Origin of the sequence: Pseudoalteromonas sp. S4741 (assembly GCF_005886135.1) — a bacterium.
GTDB lineage: Bacteria > Pseudomonadota > Gammaproteobacteria > Enterobacterales > Alteromonadaceae > Pseudoalteromonas > Pseudoalteromonas tetraodonis.
The window spans coordinates 1-358 of sequence record NZ_PNCN01000320.1 but is presented as its reverse complement, the minus strand read 5'-3'; the positions used below and the strand labels follow the sequence as shown (position 1 = coordinate 358).

The window sequence follows — 358 nt, the reverse complement described above, 5'->3', positions numbered from 1 at the left end:
AGTATGAGCAGAGTTGTTCTGTGACTGCGTACCTTTTGTATAATGGGTCAGCGAATTATATTTTGTAGCGAGGTTAACCGATTAGGGTAGCCGTAGGGAAACCGAGTCTTAACTGGGCGAATAGTTGCAAGGTATAGACCCGAAACCCGGTGATCTAGCCATGGGCAGGTTGAAGATTGAGTAACATCAATTGGAGGACCGAACCCACTAACGTTGAAAAGTTAGGGGATGACCTGTGGTTAGGAGTGAAAGGCTAATCAAACCGGGAGATAGCTGGTTCTCCCCGAAATCTATTTAGGTAGAGCCTCGGACGAATACTTACGGGGGTAGCGCCCTGTTAAGGCTAGGGGGTCATCCC

At 48.3% G+C, this 358-nt stretch carries 1 rRNA gene; it reads left to right on the top strand.

Annotated elements, in window-relative coordinates:
* Positions 1-358 (top strand): 23S ribosomal RNA (locus CWC30_RS18315); the annotation flags it as partial.